Below are 17801 nucleotides of genomic sequence, written 5' to 3'. Positions count from 1 at the left end.
ACAATTTCAACGGAAGAATACTCGCGATAAGAAATACACTTTGGAATAGTCCGAAGCGATTTTGAATGTAGCGAGACCGCCTCTATACGTCGTTCACTTTGCTAGGTGCCAATCACGACATACACGACTGCCAGCGGCCCTGTCGAGCCTCCCGGCAAGGCTGCGCGCAGAGGAAAGCCAACGGTGCCGCGCACGGTGACGAATCGCGACATCTGAAAGCGCAAGCCCGCGCCGACGCTGACAAGCGAACCGTTGTTCTGCTCGGCCGGTTCATCGATCCGGTTCCAGACGTGTCCGGCATCCAGGAACAAAAAAGGCTGCAGCGCGATGCCCGGCGCGCCGAGTCCGAGCGGCGGCGTGCGCAATTCCGTCTGCAGACTCCAGCCGCGGTCGCCCAGCACGACATACGGCTCGTAGCCGCGCACACTAGTATCCCCGCCAAGCCCGAGTTCCTCGCTGGGCAGCAGCGTATTCGGCGTCCACTGGAACACGCCTCGCCCATACAGCGAAAAGCCGGCGCCAATTGCCACGTCGCGCTGGACCGATGACTGCATGTACGCGTATCGCGCTTTCGCGCCGAGGCGCGAGGTGTTGAAGGCCGCGTCGTTGTCATCGCCGTCAAAGTGCCCGGGGCTCAGAAAAAACGTTGCGTTCGCGGCTGCCTGGCCGAGCGTGTCGGTCTTGGTGACGTCGTAGGCAATGACGAATTGATGGATGTGGGTATTCGAACCGAACACCTGGAAGCCACCGAATTCGAGGTTGTTATTCGACCGCTTGAAGTCATAGCCAAACTGCACCTGCTGCTGCCACTGTCCTGCCGACGCGATCCGCCAGTCGTAACGAAAGCTCAGTTGTGCTGATATTCCGGTCTGCCCATAACTGTCCGGCAGATCCGGCGTGCTCTGCGCATACATGCCGAATAGTTCGACCCGATCGAGCCAGGGCAGCGGCGCAGTGTAATTGAACGAATGCCCTACGAAACGCGGGCGGTTCGCGCCGCCGAAGATATCCGGGCGGCCGTCGAACACGTCGCTGTTGGTCGTGAGCTGGTAGCTGATCTCCTGATCGAGGCCGAACAGATTGCCGTAGTCGATACCGGCGAAGAAGCGGTCCCGGCCAAGCTGGCTCACCCCTCCATTGTCGTAGCCGGCACTCAGGCGCAGCGGCAGACGATCTTGCGTGTCCAGTACCACGTCGGTCGAGTCTTCAGTTGACCCGGGCGCGTACACCACGTTCACCGTCCGGTACGGATTCAGGTTGAGCAGCGCCAGCCCCGACGTTACATCGGCTTCGCTGATCGATTCGCCGCTCGCAAGCGGCATCTCTCCGGTGAGCACGGAATCGGAAAAATAGCGGTTCCCGCGCGCGATCACCTTACCCAGGCGGTAACTCGTCACCGCAATGCGCACTACGCCGCCCGACACATCCTGCTCGGGAACGTACACGTCAACAAGCGGTTGCCCCGCTTCGCGATAGCGCTGCACAACCGCGCGGCGTATCTGCGCGAGCCGTCCGAACGTCATGGGCCGGCCGAGGTCGGCTGAGAAGGCGGCGAGGAACGGCGCGTCGAGTAGCGGCAGGCCCTGCGCGGTGATCGCCCCCTGCGCTACTTCGGTGACGGATGACTGAGCGCGGTGATCTGCCGCAAAGACCAGACCGCGCAGCGTCTCGACGGCCACCTGCGTGGCGTTGGTGTCGCCCCCGGGAGGCGCTGGCGCCGCCGGTTGGTGCGCGTTTGCGGGAGGTGGCGTGGGCGTCACGTCACGATACGACTGAGCCGCCGCCGTGATCGCAAAAGCGATCAGGACGGCACCCGTTCCCGCGTGAGCGGCACCATGCGCCCACTTACGCGCGATACCCGGCGGCTTGCCGGGCCGCGACCCGCAACGTTGGCCGCTCAAGGCTCAACTTGCCATCGCAGCACAGGAGAAGTCGCGCCAGCGGGGATCACCCACGTTCCGTTGGGACCGAAATTCCAGCTCGAACCGAAGCTGGCCGGAACGCTCATTTGAGCGGTCGTGAAACCGTTGGCAGCGGGTATCGGCGTACCGTTGACTACGCCCGGAGCGCCACGCGTGGTGGCTGTGTTCCAGAAGACGTTGTTCGCGATGGTGCCCGTGTTCACCGCGGCGATCCCGCCGTAGGAGGCGAGCGGGGGACCAGCCGCGCCGCGCGTGGCAGCAGAGTAGGACTCTTCAATCAATCCGGCGTTGGTCCCGACCAGACCGCCTGCATCGGTTGCCGTTCCGATCGACGTTGTCGCGTATGACTGGTTGATGACGCCGGTCGACGAATTCAAACCAACCAGGCCGCCTTGCTCGCCATGGCTCCCGCCGCTCACCGAGCCCGTGGCGAACGACTGCAGGATCAGACCGTTGTTGATGCCGACGAGTCCGCCAGATTCGCCCTGGATGCCGACTGACGCGCTGCTCCATGAGCGCTCGATCGTGCCACCATTCTGACCGGCCACTCCGCCGGCACTGCCCGATCCGAAGCTTCCGGAGCTTGCCGTCCCGGTGCTGTACGAGTTCGTGATCAGACCCAGATTGTCACCCGCAATGAGGCCGACACTTGCGAATAACCCGCTGCCAGATGCATTGGTTACGCCCAGGTTGCGTACTACACCCGTTGTCCCTACGGTCGAGAACAAACCAATGGCCCCGGTGAAGGAATCCGAATTCGTCGCCGCATATTCAAGACCGTTGATCGTGTGGCCCATCCCGTCGAACTGACCGGTAAACGGCGTGGCCGGAGTGTCGCCGACAGGGTTGAAAGCGACTGACGGGTCAGCCTGGATATTGTTGCCAAGCGCGTAGATGCCCGCGAGGTTCTTCGATACGTTGTTCAGATCGGCGAGCGTGTTCACGAGTTGATAGGCCGTGACCTGCGTCAGCAGTCCGCTAAACGGAGCGGCGCTCCACGCGCCATTGCTTCGGATCGTGCCGGGTTGCCAGCTGCCCTTCATGTCGTAAAGCGCAGAGACGATGCCCGTGCTCTTCGACCAGTCGATCGTGCCGGCGTTGATTACGCTGCCACGATTGTCGATTCCGGCGGCATCCGCACGCAACGTCAGATTGCCGCTTCCGGAATTGGCGACGGTGACATGCTGCCCGACGTCGACCGTGTGATAGGCGTTCAGCGCAAGCGACGCAGCGCCCTTCCAGCTGACGCCTGACGATACGGTCAGGTCGCCGCTGGCGCGACCGGCGCCCGTTGTCGTTACATCGACTGACGTTCCGCGCGACAGGTTCTGCGCGAGTGCGCTGGCCGTCCCCGCGTCGATCGTGAAGGTGGGCGCGCTCAAATTCCACTGTGCCGCATCGACAGTCGCGCCTTGGACATTCAGCGTCTTGCCGCTCATGTCGACCGTGCCGCCGCTGCCGCCTGCATTCGCTGCATCGATGGTGCCTTGTGCGTTGACATTGCCGGTGTTCGCGACCAGCCAGACGTGGCCGTCGCGCGACGCTGTGCCCGTCGCGCGCAGCACGCTGTGACTTCCGGCAAGCGCGTACACGTTGCCGTCCGCAGCTTGCAGATTGATCTGCGCCGCCCGAATCGTGCCCGAGTTGAGCACCTGCCCGTTGCTGCCGGCTTGCACGAATACCTGCGGCCCGGAAGACGAATCCTGCAGCAGAACCTGGCTACCGGCCGCAAGCTCAGCCGTTCCGTTAGCCGCCGTCACCGTGCCTTGGTTCGAGACTGTCGTGCGCGAGATCAGGAATACATCGCCGCCGGTAGAGCTAATCGCGCCGAGATTGACGACGGTGCCCTTACCATTGCCGCTGAACGTTAACGACCCGCCATTCATGAACGCGCTGGTGGATATGCCCAGCGTCGACGCAACGAAGCGGCCACCGGTCGTGATGACGCCGGTTGGCCCCACCAGCACGCCCTGCGGATTGATCAGGTATACGCTGCCGGTCCCGCTCAGCAGTCCGTTAATCGACGAAGAACTGTTACCTGTGACAACGTTCAGCGTCGCGCCCGAGCCATTGTTGATCGTGACGTGTTGCCCCGCACCAATCGAAAAGCTATTCCAGTCGATCACACCACGCGCGCTTGTCTGCGAGATGTTGAGTCCGGAACTGCCGCTGGTGATCTTGCCGCTGCCGCCCACGAACTGGCCGCCTTGCGGAAGCACGCCAGCCGCTTGCGTTAAAGGCGCCCAGAAACAGGCCGCGACGGGGATAAGGATAGGTATAAGCAGTGTGACAACGGGATGCCGGTGCGACATGTCTTCCTCCAGGGCTCAATTACCGCTTTGGCTACAGGGCCGCCCGGCATACAAAATTAAAGCCTGACACAATCGGTCGACCTATCAGGCATTTAATGCCGTGAAAATATCAACCGATGGAACGTGGCGAATCAATATCGACCGGGCGTAGATTCGGTATAAGAATATTTCCACGAACGCATTATAAAAACATTTGCACGGAACCAAGATGAATATGTCAGGAGAATAATGAAAGTTAAGTGGTCTACCGCACTGTTGTTCCGCCGATACCCGCTCCATGCAGTTTGAGTGGACTTCACGGTACGATAGTGTTTACCCCTTTTTTGGTTAACCCGGATTAGAGGGACCCGTAAAGATACTTAATTTGCCTATTAACATGATTCAGCTTTGCGGCACGAACCCAGTCGACCGAGTTGACGACGCTGGCGGCGACAGCGGGCGCTAGCGCAATGACACCGGCCGAGATGGATGGGCGGGAAACCCGCCTTCGAAAGCCAGCTAAGGAAGCACCCGTTCGCGCCATAGGCACCTCTCTTACACGCGTAGGCTCTTATTCCTTTGACCGTTACGCTCGTACATCCACGTTTCAGGTTAGCGCCAACGACTATTAGATTATTAGATGTACGTAAGTAGCGCGTGGTTGACGATGCACGATAAAAGCCAATCCATGTCAGCCGCGCTTGGAGCGAATTTGTGCAGTGTTCGACCCGGTCGCGGACGGTGATCGGCGGAAACCGGTAGAGTCGAGATGTGACGCGATAGCTTTCAGCCTCTTGAACGGCAGTTGCGCTTCCGACTAAGGCTACCCAATTGATACTCCATTGCTGGACGTGAGCGAATTAGCCTATGCGTTCCGAACGCAGACAACACTCCTTTGGTTTATGTTAGCGTCGACGCGATTAGATACCAAAACAACCAAAGTGGAGTTCATCAACTGCTTAAAGACGAATATTGCGGCGGCACTCGTCGTTCATTCGCCGAAAGACGGATATACGCTGCTGCGGGGCCTCGGCACTCAACTGACGGTGAATCCGATTCTGTATCGGGATCTGTCGTACTCCGTCGACAAAGACTTCACACCGATTTCACTGATAGCGGAGGCTGGCTTCGTACTGGTTGCCAATCCGAAGGTGCCTGCCAAATCCCTGCAAGAACTGGTCGCCTACGCCAAAGAGCATCCGGGCAAACTCAATGTGTCTACCGCGGGTGTCGGCAGTCCTCTCTATCTCGCGAATATGCTGTTCATGGCGCGCACGGGCACTCAGACCGTCAACATCACGTACGCGGGCAATACAGCCCTTCCGGTACTGACCGGCGAAGCCGATATGGTGTTCGGCAGCTTGTCGAGTTCCCTCGGCTTCATCAAGGCGAACACGGTCAGGCCGCTCGCAGTGACGGGAACACAGCGCCTCGGTCCATTACCGGATGTGCCGACCATGACGGAAGCGGGGGTGCCGGGCTATGTCATGACAACGTGGCATGCGTTGCTCGCACCCGCCGGCACGCCCGCAAGCGTTGTTCAAAAGTTGCATGACGCGCTTGTCAAGGCACTCGCCGCACCAGATCTTCAGGCCTTCGCGGCGGCACGCGGCATCACGCTTGAGACCAGCACACCGGGTCAGCTCCAACAACGTATTCACGACGACACAAACATGTGGACCAAGGTCCTGCGCGATTCGGGCATCGGCAAGTTGAACTGAGTTGATCACTAGCGAAAACCGGGCGTGTGATCGTCAGGGGCATCGTGGCGCGCAAACAAGGTTCCAAGGTAGATAACGTCGGGGCCCTTCCCTCTGCTGTTACAGCGCGATACCGCCCCTGCCCGAGTCATAGCGGCCCGTCGTCCTGCTAGACGCTATCGAAACTTCAAACGACAGCAACGTACGGCCAACCTTACCGAACCTCACCTACGCTGACCCAAAATTCCCGACTGACCGATTGTCGAAAAAATATCCCATCTGCAATTAAAGGGGTGGTGAATAAATGCCGTTACCCCTTGTAGAAGACGATTGTCTCCGACACAAGTTTGCCGCCCCGATCGATAACGTCGGGTCAGGCGACATAAGCGGCAATAGCGGGGGGTACATTGCACCAAGAAAAAGCACCACAATTTCGGGCCGTCGCGGCGGGCGAAGTCGTTTACTCGGAAGGGTTTGCGGGCAACGCCTGCATCTACGTCATCGCCGAAGGCAAGATCGAGATCTCGACCAAATCCGATGAAAAGCGCGTGGTGCTTGCGATCCTGGGGAAAGACGAATGCTTCGGCGAATGCGCGCTATTGCGGTCCGAGCCGCGCGGAACGACCGCTAGAGCCCTAAGCTTTTGCCGGCTTATCGTCATCGACCCAACGGCGGTCGAAGTCGAACTGGAGCGCGTATCGCCCGTGCTTCGCCACTTGATGCGTAGCCTGATCCGCAGGAACAAACGCGTCGACGAAATTCTCCCGGCGAACACGAATGTCGATCCTTCGCATGGCATCGTCTCCTATGCCAACTTGCTGAGTCTGATGGCGCGGGCCGAAAGTCACGACGCAAGCCGTCATCCGAATCCGGAGCATGTGTCTATCTCGTTCGCCGATGTCTTCAAGCAATGCCAGGCCATAATCGGCCATCCTCGCATGCATATCGTGGCCATGCTTAAACGTATGGAAACGTTGAACCTGATCGCGTTTGAAACGGCGCGTGGGAACTTTGGTGAGGATGCAACCTCTTCCACCGCTGGCGCCGCCGCCGAGCGGCAAGTCGTCGCTTTCAACCCGGCGCGAATCATCGAATCAGCGCAGCGGATCGCGGACCATAGCCTGGGCATCTCGATCGTGACAGAACTGGAACAGGCCGGCTTGACGAACCTCGACGCGCTTATCGGTATCGAAAGACAACTACTGCTCGACAAGCTGTCTCGCGAAGATAAAGACGTCCCCGCCAGTTCGAAAAAGCCTCCGCGGTCGACCAGCGAATACGAGTCGCTCGCCGACATTGAATTCATCGACGACCGCACGCTCTTCGACACGGTCGACGCTTTCGACCCCTCCGACCTTGCCAAAATGCTTCTCGCAGCGACCGATCGTGCGATTTCCGAGCGTCTGCTGTGGGTCATGACCCGGGCCCGGCAACACGAGGTGTCACGGATCATTCGAAGCAATCCTGTGATCGATCCGGTCGAGATAGAAGATATCAACCGGAAATTCATGCGGCTGCTCAAGTCCATCAAAACCGGCGCGATAGTCCCTTCTACGCGGCTTTCGATCTAAACCCGGCGATCAGCTGTGGCACGTTCCGGCAGCAGCGTCTGTGAGACCGAGCGCGGCCGATCAACCGCCGGGCTAAAGAATTCCTGAAATATGACGTTCTACATAAAGGTTGCGCCGAATCGACGGCCAAATCGTCTACGCATTACCGAGAAAAAGGCGGCCGCTCCCAGAATTCTGAACGGCAACTAGCAGGTTGGACGTCGCTGCCGCGTCCTGGATAGATAGCTTTTTCGAAGCTGGGCTGACGTTGATCCCGTCGAAAAGGATCGACGTCGGCCCAGCCGACGCCGTTGCTATCGCATTCAGGAAAGCGAAGCGAGGTACTAACGGAACACATTCATGCGCATTAAACATGTGCCCCATAGCGATGCCAATCAGGTAATCCGCCTTGTGTGGCCCTTCCTGGTCGTAATACTGATTCTCGTCACTTTGGCGGTCGTCAGTATCGACATCATGTCGTCGCTGCGCGCCTATATCGGCGCCGAAAGCGTTTGGTCAAAAGGCGAAAAGGACGCGACGTTTTTCCTGCACCTCTATGCAGAAACCGGCGATGAAGTGCTGTATCAGCGGCACGCTGAGGCAATGGGCGGGCTCCTGCACTTGAGGCGGGCGCGTGACATTCTTGACCGTACGAAGACAGATATGCACACGGCGCAAGACGAACTGGTCATGGGCGGCTTCGCCCGCTCGGACGTGGTGAGTGCTGCATGGGTGTATCGCATCTTCCGCCATGTCAGCTACCTCAAGGATGCGATGGATCTCTGGAAGCTCAGCGACGTTCACATGGACAAGCTGCAACAGGTCGCGGGTCAGCTTCATCGCCGGTTTTCTGAGCGGTCGGAAGCTGATGCCGAACTCGTGGAGCTGCAAGAGGAAATTTTTCAGATCAATGAGAAGGTTGCGCCGCTCTCCCGGGGCTTTTCTTACGAGTTGAGTGCGACGTTTCGCAAGGTCGCGTGGCTGCTGCTCATGGTCGATCTCTGGGCCGCGACCGTGCTGATGCTGCTCACTGTGTGGCATGTCCGCCGACTGGTGATTCAGCGCAGGCTTACCGAAATGGCGTTGCGGCGCAGCGAGGCGCGAGCCAAGGCTACGCTGGGCTCGATCGGAGAGGCAGTGATTGCGACAAGTCTCTCGGGAGAGATTGAGTTCATCAATCCCGCAGCAGAACGGATCCTGTGCACGACCAGCGCCTGGTGTCTGGGGCGCCCGTTTTCCGATGCTTTTTCCCTGCTGTACGAACGCTCGCGCGAACCGGAGAAAATTCTCGCCAAGCTCGCTAGCGACGGCTTGCTAGGGGATGATCTCGACGACCAGTTCGTCGAGATGATCCTTGTCTCTCAAGGCGGCGTCGAAGTCAATGTCAGGGCCGTGGTGTCGCGCATCACCGGATCGCCTTTTTACCTGAGTGACCTGGGCGGTTCAAACGACGGGCATCAGGGTTATGTGATCATCCTTCGCAACATGACACGCGAGAAGGAGTACATACGAAGCCTCGCGTGGCAAGCATCGCACGATAGCCTTACCGACCTGGTCAATCGCCTGGAGTTTGAACGGCAGCTCGCTGCTTCACTCGCTGAGGTGAGGCACGTCAATGCCGCGGTGTGTGACGTGTTGCTAGTGTTTGATCTCGACCGCTTCAAGATCGTCAACGACACCTGCGGTCATGCTGCGGGCGATGGCATGCTCTGCGCAATCTCGACTCATCTGTCGGGAATCTTCCGTGCAGGGGACACCTTTGGGCGGCTGGGAGGCGATGAATTCGGTGCATTGTTAAGAGGATACGATCGGGCGCAAGCCATGGCACTGGCCGACGAGCTCCTGCGCTCGGCGAATACGTTCTGTTATCAATGGGAGGCGCAGCAGTTCAAGACAAGTCTGAGCATTGGGCTTCTGGTTCTGGACGAGCCGGACATCACCGCAGAATCGGCGATGCACCTGACTGATATTGCCTGCTTCGTTGCCAAGGAGCGAGGCAGAGATCGCATTCAAGAGGCTGACCTGAATGATAGCGACCTTGCCACGCACGCTAACGAAGCGTCTTGGGCTAGACGTCTGAAGCATGCGCTCGAACACGACCTGTTTTGTCTCTATGCGCAACCGATTCGCAACCTTCATACGGGAGACCAGCAGACAGGCGGCTTGAATAAGGTCGAGTTGCTGCTCCGCATGATCGACGCGCAAGGCGGCCCGGCCATCACGCCCGACAAGTTCATACCTGCGGCCGAACGCTACGGCCTGATGACCGCTATAGATCGCTGGGTCGTGCGCACAGCGTTACGTGCACTCTCACGCACTCCGGCCAAGCAATATAGCGAGTATGCAATCAACCTATCCGGTGCTTCTGTTGGCGACTCGCGTTTCTTGCACTACGTGGTCGAACAGATCAGGGAAAATGGTATTGCTGCCGGCTTGTTGTGCTTCGAAATCACCGAAACAGCGGCAATTGGCAACCTCTTGTCCGCTGTGCACTTCATGAATGAACTAAGCATTCTGGGTTGCCATTTCGCGTTGGACGATTTTGGCGCCGGCATGTCCTCGTTCGGATATCTCAAACATCTTCCGGTCGACTACCTGAAGATTGACGGCGCATTCATCAAGAACCTGCCTCAAGACACCGTCAGTCAGGAGATGGTTATCGCGATAAATGACATCGGCCATTCATTAGGATGTCAAACTATTGCAGAATATGTTGAAAACGCAGACATCATAGAATTGCTGAAGAAGTATGGTGTCGATTATGCGCAAGGTTATTTTATTGGACGCCCTTCTCCCTGGGCCGAGCCACAGCGCTTGAATTCCGTTGAGCCGACACTGCTCACATAAAAAATAGCAATTATTTTGCTCGGCCGGGATTCGATTTGCTGAGGCTTTTATTGTCTGAACAATATCATTTTTATTATTTTTTTGAAGAATGTTCGTAGATTCATATTACTGATACATTATCTCTGCAAAGCTCGCATCGCCCTGTCCACCCGGATATCCGACTTCGCCAGGGGGCGTCGTCGAAAAGTGTGAGCCCCTCCAGAGAGATGAACCTATGAGCACTGAATTTATCCGGTCCGGTGAGTTGAAAGACATTAAAAGTTATCCGGAATGGCTGCAGGGCGTCGTTGCAGACTGCGAAGAACAAAAGTTACTGGCACTTAGCCACCCATTCTGCAAAGCAATGAAAGACGCAACGCTGGACATTGAAAGCACACATCGCTTCCTGGCCGGTTTTTTCCCGGTGATCGAGCAGTTCCCGCAATTCATGGCGTCGAACTTGATGAAGGCCCGATTTGGCACGTCGCGGGGCGAGACCATGGCGCGTTCGTATCTCATTCAAAACATCCGCGTCGAAAACATGCACGCGAAGCATTGGCTTCAGTGGGCGTCGGCGTCGGGACTCACGATGCACGAAGTCCTGAACAAGGAAGTGCCGAGCGAAATGCACGCGCTTGCGCATTGGTGCGGGCACGTCAGCGTGATTGACGACCTCGCCGTGGCCATGGCGGCCACGAACTATGCGGTCGAGGGTGCAACGGGCGAATTCTCCTGCATGGTGTGCTCGGAAGATACTTATGCACTTACTTTCCCCGAACCGATCCGCAAATCGGCCATGCGGTGGCTTCACGTGCATGCACATTATGACGACGAGCATCCGTGGATGGCACTCGACATCATCGCGACACTGCTTGGGACCAATCCTGCGCCGGAGTCGATCACCAGGGTGCGTAACGCGATCCGCAAGAGCTATGACTATCTACGCATGACGCTCGACCACGCTTATCGCGAACCTGCGAAAAAAGAGGTGGCAAAGGCGAACAGCTGGTTGCAGGTTTCTTCGACACCTGAAACTGTCTGATCGCCTTTGGGCGTGACTCTTGCCAATAGGGCGAGATAGCTGGAATCCCGATCCTTCGTGGGTCTCGACAGGATGAAAAACCAGTCGCGACGCGGGATTCCGGTGAAAATGAGCGAGGCGCAGTTTTGCGAATTTGCCTCGCCTCACCCCTACGCAAGATATTCCAACTCCATAGGAAGGTGCTGTTTCTGTGTTCCCAGCGGAAAGCACCGCCCTGATCTGCCCTTTCCTCCCCTCCATCCAAAGTCGATTTGTGTGTTAACGAGGTTCCAATAGCTGCCACTGGATTTCGTCGACTTCCCTCTAGCGCCGGAAAACTCTGAAGGCGTGCTCAACATACCTGCTGCGCGGGATCGCTGCCACACCACCGTTTGTCTGGACACGAAAATCACAGCCGGCAATCTACGTCGTTGCGGCTCCGTCGTGGCCTGCGTGCGACGCTTCACCGACTTGTCACGCGCTGCGTTCGACGGGCCAGTAAGTCTCCGTTGGGAATGCCGAGGTATTACGCATAAGGCCACAGCGAACTGTGTCGTGCAAAACTCAGCTGTGCTCGTGATCTGACCAACACAGAATGGCGCGTTGCCGTCGGCAAGTCCGCTATCAGTACACCCTCGCCTATAATGCGCGAACTGATAGTGATTTCACGGCGGGGAGCCCCACTTTATGAGTCAAGCACACGGGCGATACTCGGGATCTCGAGACAAAGGCCAGCGTCAAGCACGCCAACCTGCAAAAGCGACATCCCATCGACAGAACAAGCCATACGTAAAAGCTCCACCTACTCGAGACCCGGTCCAAACGGCTTCCATCTTCAAGACACGTTCGTTCAAGTTGCTGGTAGATGCAGTAGGCGCAGAAAACATCGCACTGGGACTCGACTCCAACTTGACGCGCGTAGCCGAATTGGTGAACGGCGAGAGATTCACACCTGAGACAGCCTTTCATATCGAAACGACACTTGGGCTTCCGGATGGATTTTTCGATCAACCTAATCCTGTCCTCACACCTGAGACCATTAGTCGATTGAGGTCACCCCTTGACTTCATTCATGCGAACGCCGAACCGGACATTGCGTACGAGCAAGTATTGACGCCGGCTCCTGCTACACAGGCTAATCACCACGCTACTCTCACCGATCGCTCGCCCAGAGAACCAGAAATGCCAAAGAAGACACCTGTCGGGTCGCCAAGGACCGTCGCGAAGAACAACGCTACGGCCGCGAAGCCTGCCACGGCAATCCCGACAAAATCGGCACCGGCAAAGGTCAAAGCGTCTTCAAAGTCGGGGACTCAGCAATCCTTGCCGCTGAACGACATCGCAGCGTTGGAAAACATTCGTCGCGCCAACTTGCACGTGCTTACGTCCCGCAAAGGATCGAAGGTGCGGCTCGGCGTTGTGATGGAAATCAGCGACTCCAACATGGCCAATCGTTTCTATGGACAGAAACGGATGGACGATGCCGAAGCAAACCGGTTCACCGAACGCCTTGGTTTGCCGACTGGCTGGTTGGACGTTCCGCAATCTGTCACGGACATCCCTGCGTCGGTGTCGGATGTGCTTGTTCCCCCGTCGCGTCACAATGCGTCTGCTCAGCAAGAACTGCCGCCTGCGATTGAGCCAAAAGCGACAGCGGCGAAGAAACCTGCGGGTGCGAAGACGAAAACTGCGGGCGCTCGACTCGCCCTACTTCCTGATGCGGATAGCACAGGCGTTTCGACAGGCGTCACCGCTGAGGCGAATGTGGTCACAGGGCAACTAGACCAAGCGGTCCCGTCCGCCGCCGAACCGGTGATTCACCAAGCTGTCGATAACGACGTTCCGCACTCCGCTGTTCGGCAGCGGCTCGCGCCCGCATCCTCCACGCAGGTCGCCACAGAGGCGCGCAACCAGACTTCGGCGACGAGTCTGGACGATCTGCAAGGTATTGAGCCGATAGCCGAGGCGCTCATCAAGACGCTCGCGGGCAAGGCGCGTACGGGTCGTCTGGACGAAATGAAAGCCTTGGAACTCTTGCGGCAAGCCGTGTTGCTCTGATCTGATTCAGCATGGTGGTCAATGCGGATGCCTGCGCCAGATAAAATCGCCGGTCTTCGCTTTGGCCAACTCACTGCATCACATTACGTGAATCGGGCAAGTATGGCCCGCACGGTTTTTCCAGTGCGACCGCCGGTCCGGAAAATCTTTGCGTCCAGCTACGTAAGAAGCCGCCTCTGGACATCGTGCGGAGGCGGCGAGCGTTCCAAGGCCGTCAGCGCGGCCGAATCATGTGCGGGTGTGGCCGTTCCCGACGTGGCCTAGGAAGCGCGTCCGCCAAATGCGCTCCTTCGCACAGCACGCCGATGCCTCTCGACTTGCTCATGGCGGCCTGCAAAGCCGCTAACCATCGACAGATCAAATCCCACTACGAGATGCTCAGCACGCGGTGCAAGAGCGAGCTAGTTCGCGCCGCCGATCAGCTACGCACACCCTCGGCTACACGACGTATGTCGAAGTGGGGTTGTTGCAGGAACGCATAAGACAATCGTGAACGCGCGAAGTGTCGCAAAACATCAAGCTGCGTATTTATGACTGGTTAAATTGGTTTCTCGGAGCTGGCTGACATCGACTTTTTTACGTCAATCATCCATCGTCGCAGGCGGTTGCATGACGTTGCCATCCCGCGCCGATCGACTATTCCTTGAATCGATTTAACTGGAGAAAATGATGACATCACCCGCAGGCTTCGCTCCCGCCACGTGTCGTTGGCTGACCCCATTCGCAGCGCGGGTGTGAACGCCATGGCACGCAGGCCCAACATTGTCGTCCTCATGGTCGACCAGCTCAGTGCACGAGCCCTTCATGCGTATGGCCACAACGTGGTCAAGACGCCGAACATCGACTCCATTGCAAAACGTGGAGCGGTCTTCGAAAACTGCTACACAAATTTTCCGTTGTGCGCGCCTGCCCGACTCGCATTCATGACCGGTAAGCGTTGCTCGAACATCGGTGCATGGGACAACGCCGCGCAGTTGCCCGCCGACATTCCGACGTTCGCCCACTACCTGCGCTTAATGGGTTATCGCACGTGCCTCTCCGGCAAGATGCACTTCATCGGCCCTGATCAGCTTCACGGTTTTGAAGAACGCGTGACCACGGACATTTGCCCATCGGATTTCAATTGGACAGCCGATTGGGACGATCCCTGGCGCACGATGGACTGGTTTCACAACATGAAGAACGTGCACGGCGGGGGCATTGCCGAGCGTTCGCTCCAGCAGGACTTTGATGAAGAGGTGGCCTTCCACGCAACCCGGAAAATCTTTGACTGGGCACGCGAAGACGATGATCGCCCGTTCCTGCTGGTCTCCTCGTTCACCCATCCGCACGACCCGTACGTGACGCCCAAGCGTTTCTGGGATCTCTATAGCGATGAAGAAATCGATCTGCCGCGCGTGCCCTTCATCGAGCCGGAAAAACGCGACCCGCACAGCAGGCGCTTGTGGGAGCAATACGATCGCGGCGAGCTTGGTCTGAGCGACGACGATATCCGTCGCGCGCGTCATGGTTATTACGGCAGCATCTCGTACGTGGATGAGCGCATAGGCGAAGTGCTGGAGGCGCTCACCCGTGCAAGCCTCATGGACAACACGGTCGTCATTCTTTGCGCCGATCACGGCGACATGATCGGCGAGCGCGGCCTCTGGTACAAAATGAGCTTCTATGACTGGTCATCGCGCATCCCGTTGATCATGGCCGGCCCCGGTGTACCGGAAGGACAGCGGGTGAAGTCGAACTGCAGTCTCATCGATATCCTCCCGACGCTGGTCGACATCGCCTCCGGAGGCGACTGGCGCGGCTATCCCGAAGCGCCGGACGGCCAGAGCTTGCTACCGCTTCTCTCGGCGGAAGACCCCGAGCGGATTGCAGTGAGCGAACTGTTCTCTGAAGGCGTGGCCGCGCCTTACGTGATGCTCCGCAAGGGACGTTACAAGTTCAACTTCGTGGACCACGATCCTCCCCAGTTGTTCGACATGGAAGCCGATCCGGACGAACTCAATGATCTCGTTGGTCATCCTGATTATCTTGCGCTAGTGGAGGAATTTCTTGGAGAGGTGGCCGCGCGCTGGAATCTTGCCGGACTGAAGGAAGAGGTGCTGAGCAGCCAGCGTCGGCGACGTCTGGTTTATCAATCGTTGACGACAGGACGTGTGACGCCTTGGGACTTTCAGCCGATGGAGGACGCCTCGAAGCGCTACTACCGCGGCACCAACTCCTATCACGACGCCGAAGCACGCGATCTTCTCAGGCCGCCCGGTGTTGGCTGAAGCGTCACACAAACGCCTCCGAGGCGTTTAAGCCGCTAGGAAGCGCTCGTCGGGCATCGCCCAACGACTCGGAATTGAGCTTGTCGCACCTGGATGAGCTGCTTCGAAAAACGAACGCCGGCTCGCCGGATCGACCCGTTTTCGTTACGGTTTCTGTCCCTCGTTGGAGAACACAGAATGAACGCCCCCACACGTTTCACCGGTTTGTTGTCGATTCTTTGCTGCAGCGCAAGCGCTTACGCTCAGGACCCGGCGGTCTGCCGGCCGGTCCATTTCGCCGATATCGGCTGGACCGATATTGCCGCGACCACGGCGCTGGCATCGACGGTGTTCACTGGCCTTGGTTATCAGCCGACAAAAACAATCGCGTCGGTGCCGATTGCGCTGACGGGCGTGAAAATGAAACAGATCGATGTCTTCCTCGGCGACTGGCGACCGGCAATGGATGGCGTCGCCGAGCCGTTCATCAAGAGCGGCAGCATCAAAGTACTCAGCGAGCCCAACCTGACCGGCGCGAAGTACACGCTTGCCGTGCCGTCTTACGTCTACGATGCAGGCCTCAAATCATTCGCGGATATCGCGAAGTTCGGCGACAAGCTCGATCATCGGATCTACGGTTTGGGATCCGGCGGTGCAGGCAACGTGCTCGTGCAAAAGATGATCGATAGCAATCAGTTCGACCTTAAGGACTTCAAGCTGGTCGAATCGAGTGAAGCAGGCATGCTGGTCGAAGTGAATCGCGCGGTCCGCAGCAAGAAGTGGGTGGTGTTCCTTGGCTGGGACCCTCACCCGATGAACATCGAGCTGAAGATGAATTATTTGAGCGGCGGCGATGCGGTCTTCGGACCGAACTAAGGCGAGGCGAAGGTCTATACGATGGTACCGCCCGACTATCTGACGCGCTGTCCCAATGCCGGGAAATTCGTGGCGAATTTGAAATTTACGCCGTCGCTCGAGAGCGAGGTGATGCAGTCGATCACCACCGAGAAGAAAGAGCCTAACGTTGCGGCGCGTGAGTGGTTGAAGCGCAATCCGGGCGTCCTCGCCGAGTGGCTTGCCGGGGTCAAGACGTTTGACGGTAAAGACGCACTGCCGGCGATGAATGCTTACCTCGCCGGTCAATGACCGAACGGGACAATGCACCTGCCATGAACGGATGATCTTCTGCGAGAGTTCAACGCCGGCCCGTGGAAATGCAATTCTCCTCTCGCACGGGGTTCACTGCTTGTGTTCAATGACGACGCATTCGAAATTGGTCGCCGCCGCTGCCCGCTCTATTGCATCGGGCAACGCTCGCAATGCAAAGGTCACGGGCCGGATCACGCTCATGTCGCGTTCGCCGGTCCCGATGAGCGCGAGCAGGCGCCGGTAAGCGACGCGCGGATACATGAAATGGCCGAGAATCTCCCCGCTATTCAACATCACTTCGGTATAGGGAAGTGACACCGGCACAGCCATGCTACCCATCAGAACCAGCCTGCCGCCGGGACGAGGCTGCGTAGGGCCGCAAGCGTCATGTTCGGGTCGCGCGCCGCGGACCATATCGAAGGCCATGTCGGCACCGCCGTGTGACGCGGCGCGGATCATCTCAACGTCGGCCGCACTGTCGCCAGTGGCTGCGACCGGCGTGACGCGACCGCGTCCCGCATTCGCCAGCGTATCTAGCGCAGCCGCATTCCGTCCGACAGCGATCACGCGTGAGCACCCATCGCCACTGCAAGCAGTACGGCGGCTGTGCCCTACGCGCCCGTGGCACCGGAAACGACGACGATCTCGCGCGCTGCGAGGCGCCCGCGCAGCAGTCGTCTGCTGGCGTCACGGTTGTCGCCGGCAGCAACGTATAGTTCCAACCGCCGCTCGCACCATCGCATTTACTACACGAATTTGGCTATCCGATCGAAACGCGGTCCTACATTTTCGGCAACGAGAGAAGGCTCCCCCGCCCTTCCCACTCATTCGCCGATCCGCACAACAGAACAACTCTTAGCAAACCTCCTCAGCCTGGCGCACGCGCGGCAGCATGCGGTCGAACTCGCGCTTGACGATGCCGTAGCATTCGCACGCACGGGCTTCCAGACCGGCCCGATCGAGCACCTTGATGCAACCACGGCTGTGATGGATCAGACCGGCGTCATGCAGCTTTCCTGCCGCTTCCGTGACCCC

At 58.3% G+C, this 17801-nt stretch carries 10 protein-coding genes and 2 pseudogenes; 8 read left to right on the top strand and 4 right to left on the bottom strand.

The features are described from left to right. Nucleotides 1-101 precede the first annotated feature (101 nt). Nucleotides 102-1805 (bottom strand): ShlB/FhaC/HecB family hemolysin secretion/activation protein, encoded by a 1704-nt coding sequence (locus tag GSQ93_RS17270; protein WP_174254640.1) that lies wholly within the window; start codon nucleotides 1803-1805, stop codon nucleotides 102-104. Between the two features lie 92 nt (nucleotides 1806-1897). Continuing rightward, entirely contained in the window at nucleotides 1898-4234 is a 2337-nt protein-coding gene (locus GSQ93_RS17265; protein ID WP_158936886.1) for a filamentous hemagglutinin N-terminal domain-containing protein, read from the bottom strand. 920 nt (nucleotides 4235-5154) lie between these two features. Between GSQ93_RS17265 and GSQ93_RS17260 the strand changes: the two genes are divergently transcribed. From GSQ93_RS17260 to GSQ93_RS17230, 7 genes and pseudogenes are all read left to right on the top strand, one after another. Then, on the top strand, nucleotides 5155-5934 hold the full coding sequence (locus GSQ93_RS17260) for a tripartite tricarboxylate transporter substrate binding protein (protein ID WP_254073913.1): 780 nt from the start codon (nucleotides 5155-5157) through the stop codon (nucleotides 5932-5934). A gap of 386 nt (nucleotides 5935-6320) precedes the next feature. After that, complete coding sequence (locus GSQ93_RS17255; protein ID WP_158936885.1) at nucleotides 6321-7484, top strand: cyclic nucleotide-binding domain-containing protein; 1164 nt, start codon at nucleotides 6321-6323, stop codon at nucleotides 7482-7484. Nucleotides 7485-7823: 339 nt separating this feature from the next. Next, a complete protein-coding gene (locus GSQ93_RS17250; RefSeq protein WP_158936884.1) occupies nucleotides 7824-10310 on the top strand; it encodes a bifunctional diguanylate cyclase/phosphodiesterase in 2487 nt (828 codons plus the stop codon). 214 nt (nucleotides 10311-10524) lie between these two features. Beyond that, complete coding sequence (locus GSQ93_RS17245; protein ID WP_158936883.1) at nucleotides 10525-11331, top strand: TenA family transcriptional regulator; 807 nt, start codon at nucleotides 10525-10527, stop codon at nucleotides 11329-11331. 1161 nt (nucleotides 11332-12492) lie between these two features. Further along, nucleotides 12493-13368 carry a hypothetical protein gene (locus GSQ93_RS38695; RefSeq protein WP_367889761.1) on the top strand — a complete coding sequence of 292 codons (876 nt, stop codon included), beginning with the start codon at nucleotides 12493-12495 and terminating at the stop codon, nucleotides 13366-13368. Between the two features lie 743 nt (nucleotides 13369-14111). Beyond that, nucleotides 14112-15638 carry a choline-sulfatase gene (betC, locus tag GSQ93_RS17235; RefSeq protein ID WP_158936881.1) on the top strand — a complete coding sequence of 509 codons (1527 nt, stop codon included), beginning with the start codon at nucleotides 14112-14114 and terminating at the stop codon, nucleotides 15636-15638. A gap of 177 nt (nucleotides 15639-15815) precedes the next feature. Continuing rightward, nucleotides 15816-16763 (top strand): annotated as a pseudogene (locus tag GSQ93_RS17230) (choline ABC transporter substrate-binding protein). A 93-nt stretch (nucleotides 16764-16856) separates the two neighbouring features. On the opposite strand, the gene GSQ93_RS17225 reads toward GSQ93_RS17230, so the two are convergent. Continuing rightward, a complete protein-coding gene (locus GSQ93_RS17225) occupies nucleotides 16857-17333 on the bottom strand; it encodes a hypothetical protein (protein WP_158936880.1) in 477 nt (158 codons plus the stop codon). A 2-nt stretch (nucleotides 17334-17335) separates the two neighbouring features. On the opposite strand from GSQ93_RS17225, the gene GSQ93_RS17220 reads away from it, so the two are divergent. Continuing rightward, nucleotides 17336-17482, top strand: a complete 147-nt coding sequence (locus GSQ93_RS17220; protein WP_158936879.1) for a hypothetical protein — start codon at nucleotides 17336-17338, stop codon at nucleotides 17480-17482. A gap of 139 nt (nucleotides 17483-17621) precedes the next feature. On the opposite strand, the pseudogene GSQ93_RS17215 reads toward GSQ93_RS17220, so the two are convergent. Then, nucleotides 17622-17801 (bottom strand): annotated as a pseudogene (locus GSQ93_RS17215) (Crp/Fnr family transcriptional regulator); the annotation flags it as partial.

Source organism: Burkholderia sp. S171 (assembly GCF_009766085.1).
Classification (GTDB): Bacteria; Pseudomonadota; Gammaproteobacteria; order Burkholderiales; family Burkholderiaceae; genus Caballeronia.
This window is presented reverse-complemented; position numbering and strand designations above follow the sequence as displayed.